The 16,116-nt window shown below is 39.0% G+C and carries 14 protein-coding genes; 12 read left to right on the forward strand and 2 right to left on the reverse strand.

Going from position 1 to position 16,116, the window contains the following annotated elements:
- Positions 1 to 122: 122 nt before the first annotated feature.
- On the reverse strand, positions 123 to 1,106 hold the full coding sequence (locus AC3II9_RS17475; RefSeq protein WP_489157502.1) for a hypothetical protein: 984 nt from the start codon (positions 1,104 to 1,106) through the stop codon (positions 123 to 125).
- Positions 1,107 to 1,448: 342 nt separating this feature from the next.
- On the opposite strand from AC3II9_RS17475, the gene AC3II9_RS17480 reads away from it, so the two are divergent.
- From AC3II9_RS17480 to AC3II9_RS17505, 6 genes are all read left to right on the forward strand, one after another.
- Entirely contained in the window at positions 1,449 to 2,078 is a 630-nt protein-coding gene (locus AC3II9_RS17480; protein WP_489157503.1) for a FadR/GntR family transcriptional regulator, read from the forward strand.
- 15 nt (positions 2,079 to 2,093) lie between these two features.
- Positions 2,094 to 2,960, forward strand: coding sequence for an acetyl-CoA carboxylase, carboxyltransferase subunit beta (gene accD / locus AC3II9_RS17485; RefSeq protein WP_489157504.1), 867 nt, complete (start codon positions 2,094 to 2,096; stop codon positions 2,958 to 2,960).
- Positions 2,953 to 3,906 carry an acetyl-CoA carboxylase carboxyltransferase subunit alpha gene (locus AC3II9_RS17490; RefSeq protein WP_489157505.1) on the forward strand — a complete coding sequence of 318 codons (954 nt, stop codon included), beginning with the start codon at positions 2,953 to 2,955 and terminating at the stop codon, positions 3,904 to 3,906. The genes accD and AC3II9_RS17490 overlap by 8 nt, the downstream gene beginning before the upstream one ends.
- A gap of 197 nt (positions 3,907 to 4,103) precedes the next feature.
- Positions 4,104 to 5,063 carry a 6-phosphofructokinase gene (pfkA, locus tag AC3II9_RS17495; RefSeq protein WP_489157506.1) on the forward strand — a complete coding sequence of 320 codons (960 nt, stop codon included), beginning with the start codon at positions 4,104 to 4,106 and terminating at the stop codon, positions 5,061 to 5,063.
- A gap of 21 nt (positions 5,064 to 5,084) precedes the next feature.
- Positions 5,085 to 6,845, forward strand: a complete 1,761-nt coding sequence (pyk, locus tag AC3II9_RS17500) for a pyruvate kinase (protein WP_391368847.1) — start codon at positions 5,085 to 5,087, stop codon at positions 6,843 to 6,845.
- 164 nt (positions 6,846 to 7,009) lie between these two features.
- On the forward strand, positions 7,010 to 7,399 hold the full coding sequence (locus AC3II9_RS17505) for an FxsA family protein (protein ID WP_489157507.1): 390 nt from the start codon (positions 7,010 to 7,012) through the stop codon (positions 7,397 to 7,399).
- Here the strand turns inward: AC3II9_RS17505 and AC3II9_RS17510 are convergent.
- Positions 7,383 to 8,336: an AI-2E family transporter gene (locus AC3II9_RS17510; protein WP_489157568.1), complete on the reverse strand. Its 954-nt coding sequence runs from the start codon at positions 8,334 to 8,336 to the stop codon at positions 7,383 to 7,385. The two genes, AC3II9_RS17505 and AC3II9_RS17510, sit on opposite strands and share 17 nt — an antisense overlap.
- 255 nt (positions 8,337 to 8,591) lie before the next feature.
- Between AC3II9_RS17510 and citZ the strand changes: the two genes are divergently transcribed.
- From citZ to pnpS, 6 genes are all read left to right on the forward strand, one after another.
- Entirely contained in the window at positions 8,592 to 9,707 is a 1,116-nt protein-coding gene (citZ, locus tag AC3II9_RS17515; RefSeq protein WP_489157508.1) for a citrate synthase, read from the forward strand.
- Positions 9,708 to 9,787: 80 nt separating this feature from the next.
- Positions 9,788 to 11,050, forward strand: coding sequence for an NADP-dependent isocitrate dehydrogenase (icd, locus tag AC3II9_RS17520; RefSeq protein WP_391368855.1), 1,263 nt, complete (start codon positions 9,788 to 9,790; stop codon positions 11,048 to 11,050).
- Positions 11,051 to 11,259: 209 nt separating this feature from the next.
- Positions 11,260 to 12,198, forward strand: a complete 939-nt coding sequence (mdh, locus tag AC3II9_RS17525; RefSeq protein ID WP_489157509.1) for a malate dehydrogenase — start codon at positions 11,260 to 11,262, stop codon at positions 12,196 to 12,198.
- Between the two features lie 448 nt (positions 12,199 to 12,646).
- Entirely contained in the window at positions 12,647 to 13,081 is a 435-nt protein-coding gene (locus AC3II9_RS17530) for a MaoC/PaaZ C-terminal domain-containing protein (protein ID WP_489157510.1), read from the forward strand.
- Between the two features lie 45 nt (positions 13,082 to 13,126).
- Entirely contained in the window at positions 13,127 to 13,837 is a 711-nt protein-coding gene (locus tag AC3II9_RS17535; RefSeq protein ID WP_391368864.1) for a response regulator transcription factor, read from the forward strand.
- Positions 13,834 to 15,378 (forward strand): two-component system histidine kinase PnpS, encoded by a 1,545-nt coding sequence (gene pnpS / locus AC3II9_RS17540; RefSeq protein WP_489157512.1) that lies wholly within the window; start codon positions 13,834 to 13,836, stop codon positions 15,376 to 15,378. Before AC3II9_RS17535 ends, pnpS begins: the two co-directional genes overlap by 4 nt.
- Positions 15,379 to 16,116: the final 738 nt, after the last annotated feature.

Genomic DNA, 16,116 nt, shown 5'->3' on the forward strand with positions numbered 1-16,116 from the left:
GCCGCGCCTGTTTTAGCTCCTGTGTAGGCTGTGGCAAAGCGCGGAGGCTATGATACATACCTTTCACTATTTAACTGGTATTTTTAGGATGTATTTTTGCTCATTACGAGTTTAAAAACTAGTTATTGTTCGCTTCGCTTTTGTCCTAAGCGATTAAAGCCTTGTTTATCATAACCATCGCGGTCAAACCCAAATACATCGAATCCATGTTGATTAAATCCATTTCGGTCATACCCTTGTGGATTCAATCCGTCTTTGTTAAAGCCATGGCGATCATATCCTTGCGCATTGAATCCGTCTTTATTAAAGCCTGATTGATCAAAGCCGTTTCGATCATACCCTTGTATATTAAATCCATCTCTATTGAATCCGTCTTTATTAAACCCTTCCCGATTAAAGCCATGCTTATCAAAGCCGTTTCGATCATACCCTTGTGCGTCCATTCCGTTTTTGTTAAAGCCATCGCGATCGAATCCTTCTGCATTAAAGCCAAATGCGTTATAGCCATCGCGATCGAACCCCTTTTTATTAAATCCTTTTCGATTAAAGCCGTCACGGTCGAATCCTTGTTTATTGAACCCTTCTATATCGAATCCATCTCGGTTAAATCCATCTTTATGAAACCCGCCGCGGTTAAAGCCGTCACGGTCCAGCCCCTCCCGATTAAAGCCATCCAGTGCAAAGCCTTTTTTGTCAAAAAGAGTGCCGTTTTTATGGAAGCCCTCCCGATTAAACCCGTACTTATTCCACCCGTCACGGTCAAACCCATCTTGGTCGAACCCCTCTTTATTAAAGCCGTCTTTATAAAATCCTTCCCGATTCCAGCCGTCTTTATTAAACCCGAGTGCATCATAGCCAAAGCAATCATAGCCTCCGATATATTTTTTCCCTGTTTGATGAATGCCTTTCGCGTCAAACCCATTCTCATCATAGTAACGTCTATTTCTCGTTTTGCCGTTTTTATTAAAGCCGCGAATATCAAATCCTTGCTCATCATACTTTGTGCCATTTTTATGTATACCATAAACATTGAATCCTTTTTCATCATAGCGACTTTCGACAGGTATTTCTTTGCTTGCAAATAATCTTTTGAAGAAGCCAGCCATCTAAAATCCATCCTTTAATTATTGTTATAGTTATTGTGAAGTTATAACAAATAAATGTCAATTCTAAATGAAAAATGACATATTAAAATATAGTAGAGATTATGTTCTTTTCCTTATTTAGCAATATGAAAATGATTATTTTACATGCATTAGGATGCAATGGATAATATAGGTTATTTAGACTATGTGATGCGTTTTGCTAACTTAGTTTTCTGAATTGTTTAACTTATTACAAGAACTAAGCGTTTTTGACTGTTTTTTCTTTACTTTTGTATAGCCGTTTTGTATAGTAGTAACATAAATGGTCAGACCACTTTTGGTGGAATTGCGAGGTGAGTAGTAATGGAACAAAAGCCAGCGAAGAAAATGTTTTTACAAATCGTTAAACAGCTACGAGAGCTTATCGTGGATCAGCGAATTCAACCGGGTGATAAATTACCGTCTGAACGTGTGTTATGTGAAAAACTAAATGTATCCAGATCGTCAGTTCGTGAGGCACTCCGTAGCTTAGAACTGCTCGGACTGATTGAAACAAAACATGGTGGCGGAACGTTTTTAGCTGATGTTGGTGGTCATCAACTTATTGAAATTTTATCATCCTTTATTTTACAAGGAGAAAAGTCACAGCTAGATGTTCATGCTACACGTGAAATGCACGAACGCGAAGCAATCCGTGTCATATGTCAAGATGTACAACTGAGAAATTTACCGATTTGGGATAGTTTATTTATACAATTAGAACTTCAGCAGGAGCTAAAACGAGATGCTATTTTAAGAGAATGTATAGTTGCTGCTGGAAATCGTCTTAGCTTAAAAATATGGATGCAACTCACAGCATATAGTATGACATCATTGAAAGAGCTAGTAACAGAAAAAGAGAAGCGAGTGTTACAAGTGCTCATCAAATCTATGCAAATGGGTTATGTAGAAGAAGCAATTGAAGCGTATAACGACTGGATGAAACAGCTTTAAGGGAGGAATATATATATGTCAATTCGCGATTTATTTTCAAAATCAAAAAAGCGTGGTGTCACGATACAAGCTGGAAATGAAAAGACTTTTCCAGAAGGGCTCATGATGAAGTGTCCGGCATGTCGAAAAATTCATCTATCAAAAGAGATCGAGCAAAACTTAAAAGTATGTCCAAGCTGTCAGCATCATTTAAAAATGACAGCACAAGAACGAATTGCTAGCTTTCTAGATGAAGGCACTTTTGAAAGTTTTGATGATCATTTACAAACAACGAATCCGTTGAACTTCCCAGCGTATGTTGATAAAGTACAAGTCGATATGAAAAAAACGGGTTTGAACGAAGCCGTATTAACAGGCGAAGGAAAGCTAAAAGGAGAAAATGTAATTGTCGCTGTTATGGACTCACATTTCCGTATGGGATCGATGGGTTCTGTAGTAGGTGAGAAAATTACGCGTGCCATTGAGCGTGCAACAGAGCTCCGTGTACCGTTTATTATTTTCACAGCGAGTGGAGGCGCCCGCATGCAGGAAGGTGTCTTGTCATTAATGCAAATGGCTAAAACAAGTGTGGCACTAAAGCGACACAGTGAAGCAGGACTCCTGTATATTTCGATTTTGACACACCCAACAACAGGTGGTGTATCAGCAAGTTTTGCATCAATCGGTGACTATAATATTGCAGAGCCACAAGCGTTAATCGGTTTTGCGGGTCGTCGTGTCATTGAACAAACTGTACGAGAAAAATTACCAGAGGATTTTCAAACAGCAGAGTTTTTACTTGAACACGGCCAACTAGATGCAATTTTTAAACGAAGTGACATGCGTGATAAAATCGCCACACTTGTCAAGTTACATGTAAAAGGAGGGGCTGCACATGTCTAAAACAATGACGTTTGAAGAACCTGTTATAAAGTTGCGAGAGAAGATTGAAGAGCTCAAGCAAATTGCTGAAATTGCAGATGTTGATATGAACGGAGAAATTGAAAAGCTAGAAGCGCGTTTAATGCAACTAGAACAAAGTTTATATAGTAATATGGAACCGTGGGATCGTGTGCAAGTAGCTAGACATCCTGAACGTCCAACAACACTTGATTATATTGAAAAGATGTTTACCGATTTTATCGAATTACACGGGGACCGCGTTTACGGAGATGATGCAGCGATTGTTGGTGGAGTGGCTTTGTTTAACGGCCAGCCAGTAACGGTAATAGGGCATCAGCGAGGGAAGTCAACAAAAGAAAATATTCGTCGTAATTTTGGTATGCCACATCCTGAAGGTTATCGAAAAGCGCTACGCCTTATGTATCAGGCAGAGAAATTTGGGCGTCCAATTATTTGTTTTATTGATACAAAAGGTGCGTATCCAGGAAAGGCGGCAGAAGAGCGAGGACAGAGCGAAGCGATTGCCCGGAACTTGTTTGAGATGGCAGGTTTACGCGTACCAATTATTAGTATTGTCATTGGTGAAGGCGGTAGTGGTGGTGCACTAGCACTAGGTGTTGCGAATAAGATTCTTATGTTAGAGAATTCGACATATTCTGTTATTTCTCCAGAAGGTGCCGCATCGATTTTATGGAAGGATGCCACATTAGCAAAACAAGCGGCAGAAGCGATGAAAATAACAGCGCTTGATCTGAAAGAAATGGGGATTATCGATGCCATTATTCCAGAAATAGCAGGTGGTGCCCATAAAAATATCGAGAAGCAAGTGCTTACGATGCAAGAAAGTTTAACAAGCGTGTTGGCAGAGCTAAATGCATTATCAGCTGAACAACTTGTTGATGCACGTTACGAAAAGTTTAAATGTATTGGGCAGTTCGATGAATAAATAACCGAAAATAGTTGAAGAATGTATATATATTTCGCATTTGAAGCTTACAAGTAGCTCGCTCTATTTTGGAGCGAGCTCTACGTCTTTCTCATTTTGTAAAAGTATTGTACTTTGTTAGTAGTAGTACTTACATAGATTGTGTATTCGTGTTAATGTTTTATTAGCCAATCATTCTAAATGGAGGAATACAGTACATGAAGAAAATTGCTGTTTTGACAAGTGGCGGCGATGCACCGGGAATGAATGCTGCTATTCGTGCTGTTGTGCGTAAGGCGCGATATCATGGGGTAGACGTAGTAGGCGTATACTATGGTTACGAAGGTTTGTATAAGGGGGACTTTGAATTACTAGACTTAGGCTCAGTTGGTGGCATTATTCAGCGAGGGGGAACAAAATTATTCTCAGCACGGTTCCCGCAATTTAAAGAAGATGAATATCAACAAAAAGCCATTGAGAATATGCGTGCGCAAGGTATTGAAGGGTTAGTAGTTATTGGTGGAGATGGTTCGTACCGCGGTGCGATGCAATTAACGGAAAAAGGATTCCCTTGTGTGGGCATACCTGGAACAATCGATAATGATGTACCCGGAACGGAATATACGATTGGATTTGATACGGCATTAAATACAGTGGTGGAATCAATCGATAAAATTCGTGATACAGCAACAAGTCATGAAAATACGTTTGTCATAGAAGTAATGGGACGTGATGCGGGAGATCTCGCATTATGGGCTGGACTTGCAGCAGGTGCAGAGTCTATTTTAATTCCGGAAGAGGAATATGATTTAGATGAAATTATCTCGCGCTTAGAGCGAGGTGCTGCACGTGGCAAGCGCCATAGTATTATCATCGTAGCAGAAGGCGTAATGCCAGGGCATGAATTAGCCAGCATGTTAGAAGAGAAAACAGGTGTAAAAATTCGTGCTTCTGTACTTGGACATATGCAACGTGGCGGCTCACCGACAGCTAGAGACCGTGTACTTGCAGGTCGTATGGGCGCAAAAGCGGTAGAAGTATTATTAGAGGGCCGCGGAGGACGAGCAGTTGGTATTAAAAATCATATAATCGTCGATTATGATTTAAGAGAAGCGTATGAAAATCATCATAAGGCAGACGTAAGTTTATATACACTTTCAAAAGAATTGTCTATTTAAGACGAAAATGGAGAGAAAAATATGAGAAAAACAAAGATAGTTTGTACGATAGGACCAGCAAGTGAATCACCAGAAATGCTACAGCAACTCATTAAAGCAGGTATGAATGTTGCGCGTTTAAACTTTTCACATGGAACACATGAAGAACACGCAATTCGTATTGCAGCGATTCGTGATGCGGCAGAAAAAGTAGGGAAACCAGTCGGGATTTTATTGGATACAAAAGGTCCTGAAATTCGTACACATACGATGGAAAATGGCGAATTACATTTAGCGACTGGGCAAGTAATTGATATTTCCATGACAGAAGTGGTTGGAAATGAAAACGTCTTTTCGGTAACGTACGATCAATTAATCGATGATGTGGATCAAAATGACATTATTCTTTTAGATGATGGCTTAATCGAACTGCGTGTATTAGCAAAAGATAAAGAGCGTGGCTTAATTCATACGATTGTTGAAAATGCGGGCATCTTAAAAAATAAAAAAGGCGTAAATGTACCAGGCGTCTCGATTAAATTGCCAGGTATTACAGAAAAAGATGCACAAGACATTTTATTTGGTATTGAGCAAGGTGTAGACTTTATTGCGGCATCATTTGTTCGTACAGCAAAGGATGTACTTGAAATCCGTGAACTACTTGAACAAAATGAAGGCTCCCATATTCAAATCATTCCTAAAATTGAAAACCAAGAGGGCGTTGATCATATCGATGCGATCATTGAGATTTCAGATGGTTTAATGGTTGCGCGTGGTGACCTAGGTGTTGAAATTCCTGCTGAAGAAGTACCACTTGTACAAAAATCATTAATACAAAAATGCAATCAAGTAGGGAAACCTGTTATTACAGCGACACAAATGCTCGATTCCATGCAGCGTAACCCACGTCCGACACGTGCTGAAGCTTCTGACGTAGCGAATGCCATTATTGATGGTACGGATGCGATTATGCTGTCAGGTGAAACAGCAGCGGGTCTTTACCCATTAGAATCTGTTCAAACGATGAATAAAATTGCAGAGCGTACAGAGCAATCTTTAGATTACCGTGGAATTGTTTCGCAACGCAGTCGTGAAAAAGGCGCGAATATGACAGAATCAATTTCGCAAGCGGTAGCACATACATCGATTAACTTAAATGTAAAAGCGATATTAGCTCCAACGGAAAGTGGCAATACTGCAAAAATGATTGCGAAGTATCGTGCAGGTGTTCCGATTGTGGCGGTTACTGGCTCTGTTAATACAGCTCAAATGTTGACACTTGTTTGGGGCGTTCAGCCAATTGTTTGTCAACGTGTACAAACAACAGATGAAATTTTAGAGCTTGCAGTAGATGAAGCGTTAAAGCATAGCTTTGTTGACCATGGTGATGTAGTTGTCATTACAGCAGGTGTACCAGTTGGCGAAGCGGGCACAACAAACTTAATGAAAGTGCATATTATCGGTGATTTATTAGCACGTGGACAAGGTGTTGGGAAAGCTTCTGTTGTAGGAAAGGCAGTCGTTGCCAAAAATGCAGGGGAAGCATTAGCTTATGATACAGAAGGATGTATTATTGTGACGGTAGGATCTGATCGTGAAATGATGCCAGCGATTGAAAACTGCGCAGGCATTATCGCAGAAGAGGGTGGCTTAACTTCCCACGCGGCGGTTGTTGGATTAAGCTTAGGTATTCCCGTAATCGTTGGTGTAAAAGAAGCGACAACATTAATTCGCCACGGTCAAGAAATTACGATGGATGCAGAAACAGGCGTAATTTATAAAGGACATGCAAGCGTTCTTTAAAATTTGAATTGATGTTAACGGGGGATGTCCAAAAGTGAAAACTTGCTGGACATCCCCTTCTTTATAAATATTTACTAAGAAATAGCCTCGTCCTAAGACCCATCTCAAAATGTCTTTTTGAAACTTTTTCGCGTGTTATTCGTATATAGTAGAGGGTGAATTTTATGAGAAACTTTTTATTCGCATTGATCGCTTTCATGTTTGCAGAAATTGCAACATTTATCGTAGTAGGGAAATGGCTTGGGGTATTTCCGACATTAATGTTAATTGTGTTAACAGGTGCCCTTGGTGTGTATATGTTAAAAAAACAAGGAACAAAATCATTCCAAAGTATTCAAACTGCGATTGCACAAGGACAAGCGCCGGGTGTTGCGTTAGTAGAAGCATTTATGATGTTTGTTGGTGCGGTATTATTAGTACTACCAGGTTTTTTATCCGATATTATGGGGCTAATGATGTTCACGTCCTTCACACGCGGTCTCTTTAAACCTATTATTTTCTTGTGGTTGCGTAGAAGCATGAGAAATAGCCGAACGATTATCGTCCAAAGATAGATTTTTCTCTCAGTTTGACGGCGATCAGTAAGAAGAAAGGGCTTAATAAAATACCATAAAAACCGAATAGCAATACAGAGGCAGCGCTGATGAAAAACGAGTGGACGGTCCGCACATGAAATGTGGATGCCCATAAAAATGATTCAGTTAGCTGCCTTGTTGTTTGTATAAAGATATATAAAATAACAACGGCGATACATAAAATCACTTCTTCCACTATATAAAAATAAATCGCTAATGGTACGAGTACAAAGCCAATACCAAAAAACGGCAAGCAGTCCGCTAATGCGATGAAAAATGCTTTCGGCAACGGATATGAAAAGCCGAGTAGCCAAAAACCGAGTGCTAGCAGTAAGAAAGTTAAGGCAATTAACCGAACTTCAACATATAAAAACGTTGTGAAAATGCTCATGGCACTTTTAAAATAGCTTTTCCAAGTTTCGCGCACAGAGGCAGGCGTGTACACAAAAAACCAGTAGCGATCACGCTTACTTTCAAATAAAGCAAAGTAAAAGGCCATAATAAAAATAATCATTTCAAATAAATAACTGAAAATTTCCCTCGTTGCATTAATACTGATCGTAGCAATTTGGTCAATTGCAGATAATCCTGATTCTAAAAGAGCTTTTAAAATTGGGTGGGAAAAAATATCACTCGAAACCATATCTTGAAGTTGAGGGAATATGAGCATAAAACTATCGATCATGAATCGAATTAGCCAATAAAGCCCGTAAAAAAATGAAATCGTTGTGACTAATACGACAATAACGTAAGGAATTTTAAGCTTTTTATAAAAAAATAAAAGGAATGGGTAAAAAAGTGTAGCGCAAAATATGCCAAGTGTAATAGGAGATAGGAAAATTAATAGTGCTAAGTATAGTAATAATAATAAAAATTTCTTAGTGCTTTCGTATGAAAAAGCAAAAAAGTTATTCATCAAAAAATAGCTCACCTCTGTTTTATGTGATGTATATCTCGTTATAAACATTTTTTTCTCTTTGGGGAGGTTTTTTTATCCGTAATGCAAGAAATTCTTGAATTATTCTGTTTTCATTCACAAAGCCGTCAAAATTTATTATAATGTTCCATGTAAGCGATTTACTTATAGGTTCATTGAGCAGAACTTAAGTGTCTTTTCAACTAAAAAGAAAGCACTTACAAAAAAATTATAATCATGAAGGAGCGAATTATTATGTCAACAACTAAAGGCTTAGAAGGCATTGTTGCTGCAGAGTCAAAAATCAGTTCAATTATCGATGACACACTTACATATGTAGGTTATAACATCGATGATTTAACGAACAATGCATCGTTTGAAGAAATTATCTACTTATTATGGCATACTCGTTTACCAAAAGCAGACGAGCTTGCTGAGTTAAAACAACAATTAGCAGATAACATGGACATTCCAGCTGCTATTTACGACTTATTCAAATCTATGCCACTTGACACAGTTCATCCAATGGCTGCATTACGTACAGCAGTTTCTATGCTTGGTACATTCGACGCAGAAGCTGATGTTATGGACCCAGAAGCAAACTACCGCAAAGCAATTCGCTTACAAGCAAAAATTGCTGCAGTAGTAACTGCATTCTCTCGTATCCGTAAAGGATTAGAGCCAATTGCTCCAAAACCAGAACTTGGCTATGCAGCTAACTTCTTATATATGCTTTCTGGTGAAGAGCCAGAAGGAATTGCAATCGAAGCGTTCGATAAAGCGTTAATTTTACACGCTGACCACGAGTTAAACGCTTCAACATTCACAGCTCGCGTATGTGTAGCGACATTATCTGATGTATACTCTGGTGTAACTGCTGCAATCGGCGCATTAAAAGGTCCATTACATGGCGGTGCGAACGAGCAAGTTATGAAGATGTTATCAGAAATCGGTTCAATCGATAATGTTGAGTCTTACGTTCAAGGTAAACTTGACAATAAAGAGAAAATCATGGGCTTCGGTCACCGCGTATACCGCAAAGGCGACCCACGTGCACCACACTTACGTGAAATGTCTCAGAAGTTAACTGCTTTAACTGGTAAACCAGAACTTTACGAAATGTCAGTGAAAATCCACGACATGATCGTAGAACAAAAAGGTCTTCCAGCAAACGTAGACTTCTTCTCAGCATCAGTTTATGATTCTTTAGGTATTGAACATGACTTATTCACACCAATCTTTGCAGTATCTCGTACATCAGGTTGGGTAGCACACATCCTTGAGCAATATGCTAATAACCGCTTAATTCGTCCACGTGCAGAATATGTTGGACCAGGAATGCAAAAATACGTTCCAATCAACGAGCGCTAATTTAGAAAATATGCTAAACTTATCTAGGACTGTGTGATTTACACAGTCCTAGATTTACGAATATAGGAGGCAAAATATTCATGACGAACAAAATTGTAGTAGAAAATGGCGTGTTAAACGTGCCAAACAACCCAGTTATTCCTTTCATCGAGGGTGACGGCATTGGTCCAGATATCTGGGCAGCAGCTTCTCGCGTAATCGACGCAGCTGTAGAAAAAGCTTACAATGGCGAAAAGAAAATCGAGTGGTTAGAAGTACTTGCTGGTGAAAAAGCATTTAACCAAACGGGTGAATGGTTACCACAAGAAACTTTAGATAAAATCGACGAATACTTAATTGCTATTAAAGGTCCTTTAACAACTCCAATCGGTGGCGGTATCCGTTCCCTAAACGTAGCATTACGTCAAGAATTAGACTTATACGTATGTTTACGTCCAGTACGTCACTTTGATGGTGTTCCTTCTCCAGTTAAACGTCCAGAAGACGTTGACATGGTAATTTTCCGTGAAAACACAGAAGATATCTATGCAGGTATCGAGTACAAAGCTGGTTCAGACGAGCAAAAGAAATTATTAAACTTCTTACAAACTGAACTAGGCGTTAACAAAATCCGCTTCCCAGAAACTTCTGGTTTAGGTATCAAACCTGTTTCTCAAGAAGGTACGGAGCGTTTAGTTCGCGCTGCAATCGAGTATGCAATCAAGCACAACAAACCAAGTGTTACTTTAGTACACAAAGGTAACATCATGAAGTTCACTGAAGGTGGCTTCAAACAATGGGGTTACGATCTAGCTGAGAAAGAATTCGCGGATAAAGTATTCACTTGGAACCAATACGATGCAATCAAAGCTGAGCAAGGTGAAGCTGCTGCTAACGAAGCACAAGCTAAAGCGACTGCTGAAGGCAAAATCATCGTAAAAGATTCTATTGCTGATATCTTCTTACAACAAATTTTAACTCGTCCAACTGAGTTCGATGTAGTAGCTACAATGAACTTAAACGGTGACTACATTTCTGATGCATTAGCTGCACAAGTTGGTGGTATCGGGATCGCTCCAGGTGCGAACATTAACTACGTAACTGGACACGCAATCTTCGAAGCTACTCACGGTACAGCACCAAAATATGCTGGCTTAGATAAAGTAAATCCATCTTCAGTGTTACTTTCAGGTGTATTAATGCTTGAACACCTTGGATGGCAAGAAGCTGCTGACCTAGTTACTAAATCTGTAGAGAAAACAATCTCTTCTAAAGTTGTAACTTACGACTTCGCTCGTTTAATGGAAGGCGCTACAGAAGTAAAATGTTCAGAGTTTGCTAACGAATTAATTAAAAATCTTTAATTTGTAGCTTTCGCGTGTCAGTATATGTGAAAAAGTACACAAATTGTTTTGTGTATAATAATTTTCCATATAAAATAAATGATTTTTCATACAATTAATTGACGATACTTATATAAAGTATGACAATGAAGTTGTTAAAAGTAGGGAAGAGACTTGTCTCCTCCCTATTCTTGTATAAAAAATACCTAAATTCAAAGGGGCGTATTCAAATGTCTTTGAAACGTAAAAAAATCTCTGTAATCGGCGGCGGCTTCACGGGTGCTACAGCGGCTTTCTTAGCAGCACAAAAAGAACTTGGTGATGTAGTATTAGTTGACATTCCAGCAGCGGAAAATCCAACTAAAGGTAAAGCATTAGATATGTGGGAAGCTGCTCCAATTCAAGGTTTTGATTCTTATGTAAAAGGTACTTCTGATTATGCAGACACGGCAGATTCGGACTTAGTGATTATTACTGCTGGTGTTGCTCGTAAACCAGGTATGAGTCGCGATGATTTAGTGCAAATCAACCAAAAAGTAATGATTTCTGTATCTGAACAAATCGCTAAACATTCCCCAAATGCGGTCATTTTAGTACTAACGAACCCAGTTGATGCAATGACTTACACGGTTTACAAAACTACGGGATTCCCGAAAAATCGTGTCATTGGTCAATCGGGTGTCCTAGACACAGCCCGCTTCCGCGCGTTTATAGCGGAAGAGTTAAATATTTCTGTAAAAGACATCACTGGTTTTGTATTAGGTGGTCACGGGGATACAATGGTACCACTTACTCGCTACTCATTTGCTGGTGGAATCCCACTAGAAACGTTAATTCCAGCTGACCGTTTAGAAGAAATTGTAGACCGTACGCGTAACGGTGGGGCTGAAATTGTAAACCTTTTAGGGAATGGTTCTGCATACTACGCTCCAGCTGCAGGCTTAGTCGAAATGGCTGAAGCAATTTTAAAAGATCAAAAACGCGTTTTACCATCTATTGCTTACTTAGAAGGCGAATATGGCTATAACGACTTATACTTAGGTGTACCAACATTACTTGGTGCTAATGGTATTGAAAAAATCTTTGAGCTTGAGTTAACAGAGAAAGAAAAAGCAGCATTAGACGTATCTGCAGAAGCAGTTCGTAATGTAATGAGAATTTTAGGTTAATTTTATATGGAGGCTGTCCTGTAAGCTTATGGCTTATGTGGGCAGTCTTTTTTTGCGAAAATTTAATTCGATATATAAGGTTCAATACGAAAATATGTTCTTGGTTAGAAAAGGTAGGAATCTAAAAGCACATGGAGTGAAGGGCGGCGACTCCAGCGGGAAAAGCGAGAAAGTCGAGACCCCGCAGGAAATTTATTTGCGACGAAAGCGCAGCGACAGGAGCAGTGAAGCATGAGCGACGAGGAGGCTTGATCTCGCCCGTGGAAAGCGAGTGCCGGAGCGGAAAGTAACGGTTACCCGAATGGTAATATACATTTCAGGATTTGCTCATTATGAGTTCAATGTATAAGGTTGTATCATTCTTCTTCTGATTTAGGAGAATGATTGTGCTTTTTCCTAAAAATTGATACTATAAAATTATTGAAAGTGTAAAGGGGTTGTGTAATATTTGTTACAAAAAAAGAGTAAACCTGGAAAAAGGATTAGTGAGATCCATGTCGGTGAAAAATTACATTTAACAGAAACAATGGAAGACAAAGATTTACTTTTGTATTTAGGTTTAACAAACGATAGTAATCCATTATATATTCAACACGATTATGCGTCCAGTACGCCGTTTAAAGCACCAATCGTACCGACAATTATGTTAAATGGCATCATTACATCAGCAATTTCAAAGTATATGCCTGGACCAGGTTCGCATATTCGTGAACAAATGATTACATTTTTAAACCCAGTTTATCATTACGAAACAATTGATTTTACACTGCAAGTGGATCATATCGACTATGATAGGCATTTAGTCGATGTCAGTATAAGAGCGTTTAATGAAAAGAAAGCCCCTATTATTGAAGGGGTTGTTAAGGTGAATCCTCCATATTAAAAGATTTGGAATTGGGGGTTTCAGATCACTTTTGGAGGAACAGTTATGTCAAAAACAATCTTAGTCGTAGAAGATGAAGTATCAATTGCAACGTTATTAAAGTACAACTTAGAACAAGCGGGGTTTAATGTCCTCCTTTCGCACGATGGAAAAGATGGTTTGCAAATAGCGCTTAAAGAGTCGCCGGATATTATGATCCTTGATTTAATGCTACCGACTTTAGATGGGATGGAAGTATGTAAAGAACTTCGAAGCCAGAAGAAAAATATTCCGATTATTATGCTAACGGCGCGTGACGATGAATTTGATAAAGTATTAGGGCTAGAGCTTGGCGCAGATGATTATATGACAAAGCCATTTAGTCCACGTGAAGTAATAGCGCGTGTAAAAGCGGTCCTTCGTCGTTTTACACCTACACCTGTTGTAGAGGAGATAGAAAGATCGGAAGTATCTTATGAATACGGTGATTTAAAAGTTTTCCCGGACCGTTTTGAGGCGTTTTTAGGAGAGCAATCGCTTGAATTTACACCAAAGGAATTTGAGTTACTTGTTTACTTGCTGGAAAATAAAAATCGTGTATTAACACGTGATCAGTTACTAAGTGCTGTGTGGAATTATGACTTTGTAGGTGATACCCGAATTGTCGATGTACACATTAGTCATCTTCGTGAGAAAATTGAAGAAAATAGCCGTAAACCTGTGTTTATTAAAACGATTCGTGGTCTAGGATATAAATTTGAGGAGCCAAAAAAATGAAAAAATCGATGAGCAATAGCTTGTTTTTTTCATTTGTTTGTTTAGTAGGAATTATTTTAGCTGTCCTAGGCTTTGTAATAGGTCAGCTTTTTCCTTTTTACGCAAATTCGTATATCCAAGAAGATACGATACAATCGCAACAGCAAATGCTTCAAGTGATTGAAGAGTCTGGTATTGTATTAAATGATTCAGCAGAACAAGCTTTACTAGCAACGCATGAACTACAATTAGAAGAAGATTTCATCAATGAAATGAAAACGAGACTGGCGCTTGTTTTATTATTTTTATTAGTTATTTCCTTTTTGTTAATTAGTATCGTGACCAAAAAAATGATTCAAAAATTTGTAGAGCCGATTGAAAATGTTACGCGAACGGCACAAGAACTGGCTGTCGGTAATTACCGTGCACGTGCATTTGCCAATGGCCCACCAACAGTCATTGAACTGCGAAATTCAATCAATATTTTAGCGCGTAATTTACAAGATATGACGAAAACACGGGAAATCGAAGAAGAACGTTTAAAAACATTAATTGAAAATATGGGCAGTGAATTGTTAATGATTGATCGGGGTGGCCACGTATCAATCGTCAACAAAGTGTTTTTACAGCGATTTGACTATAAATATGAAGAAGTACAAGAGAAGAGCTTTTTATCGCTGCAGTTGCCAAAGGAACTAGAGTTGTTTATAGATCATGTGTTTTTAACAGAGAAACCTTATCGAAAGCAGCTGGAGATGGAAGTGCAACAAGAAATTACGTATAAACTAGCATACGGTGCTCCTGTTGTGGGAGAACACGGACGTTGGCTAGGGGTTGTAGTTGTTATGCATGATGTATCTGAACTGGTACGTCTCGAGCAAATTCGTAAAGACTTTGTCGCGAATGTATCACATGAATTGCGTACACCGATTACATCTATTAAAGGCTTTTCGGAAACGCTACTTGACGGAGCGTATAAAGACGAACGGATGGCATTATCCTTTTTAGAAATTATCCATCAAGAAAGTAATCGATTACAAATGCTTATTCAGGATTTATTGGAGCTTTCTAAAATCGAACAACATGGCTTTTCAGTCGATATCGTGCCGACAAGTTTACAAGAAGTACTCGTACGTGCAGCCGATTTAACAAGCCAACGTTTAGACGAAAAAAATATGCAATTTAACGTTGATTTTAAAGAAGAGGTCATTATTCAAGGTGATGCGAATCGTCTTATACAAATTTTTACAAATCTTATTTACAATGCCATCATGTATTCACCAGAAGAGACGACAATCTCTATACGTATCTTTAAAAAAGATACATGGGGTGTCGTTGAAATTGAAGACGAGGGCATGGGGATTCAGAAGAGCGAAATTCCACGTGTATTTGAGCGCTTTTATCGAGTCGATCGAGCACGTAGTAGAAATTCAGGTGGTACGGGTCTAGGGCTAGCGATCGTTAAGCATTTAGTGGAGGCACACCAGGGGAAAATTCAAGTGGAAAGTGAAGTAGGAAAAGGCACGACAATGCGTATATTACTCCCACTTCATACGTCTTAACATGAAATTTACAATTCTGACATAGTAAATTAAACTTAATGGGGTAAAGTAAGCAATAGAAACCCCCAAGTTTCAAATTACTAGAAAAAGGGAAGTCCTGAAAACTGTTAGATTTTCCTTTTTCAATAAGCTAATAAAGTAGGTTCACCACCATTTTAGCGCCCTAATTTTTCGAAAAGTCTATCGTTTTAGGTTGAATATCTAAAGCGGTAGATTTTTTTGTGAATAAAAAACTCTAAATGAGTAAAAATACACCCTAAAAATACCAGTTAAATAGTAAAAGGCATGTATCATAGCCTCCGCGCTTTGCCACAGCCTACACAGGAGCTAAAACAGGCGCGGCCTGTTTGGATCTCCTGTTCCTGCTCCTGACGTTGCACTTTCGTCGCAAAGAAAATCTTGGCTCCTGTGGCTATGGCGCGCTACGGCAAAGGTGAATACTTCTCGAGATGTTAGAAAAATATTTTTCTTCTCTAAAAGAAATCACTCTCTTTCTATTTTCAAGTATAATTTCCCAGCTTCTACCGTAATGAATGAGAATCTTCCATTATTTTTAGGCAACCGTTTTTTTATGAAACAATAGTTGCTTGTAGCGCAGGCGCGAGAGTGTAGCTGACGGCATACGCCTTTCGCTACAGAGCAATGTTTTTCTGCACCGGAAGTGAAACGGCAGGTGCAAAGCTTCCTTCCTACGGGAAAAGCGAGACAATCAAGACCCCGCAGGCGCGAAGGATGAGC

Source organism: Lysinibacillus sp. RU7 (assembly GCF_057837305.1).